1 pseudogene is annotated in these 261 nt (G+C 25.3%); it reads left to right on the top strand.

Annotation, left to right across the window (positions count from 1 at the left end):
- Window positions 1–211 (top strand): annotated as a pseudogene (locus VJI93_RS08980) (MATE family efflux transporter); the annotation flags it as partial.
- Between the last annotated feature and the right edge of the window lie 50 nt (window positions 212–261).

Here is a 261-nt window from a genome sequence, read left to right as displayed (position 1 = left end):
AACATTTTTTCAAGCGATTGGAGATGGTAAAACAGACGGTATTTTAGTTATGTTAAGACAGATAATTTTGTTTATTCCAGCTGTAATTTTATTAACTCGTATGATTGGAGCACAGAGCCTTTGGTACGTTTTGCCAATAATTGATGGAGTCGTTGTGTTATTTGGAAATAAGAGATATTTTATTGCAGTAAAAAAAAATGAGAAAAAATAGATTATATATAAAAAAGGTAAATTTTTTATTATTTAAATTTTTTTATTTTT

Source organism: Parvimonas sp. M20 (genome assembly GCF_035282425.1).
GTDB lineage: Bacteria > Bacillota > Clostridia > Tissierellales > Peptoniphilaceae > Parvimonas.
Note: the sequence above shows the minus strand (reverse complement) of the source record. Positions and strands in the feature narration are given on the sequence as shown.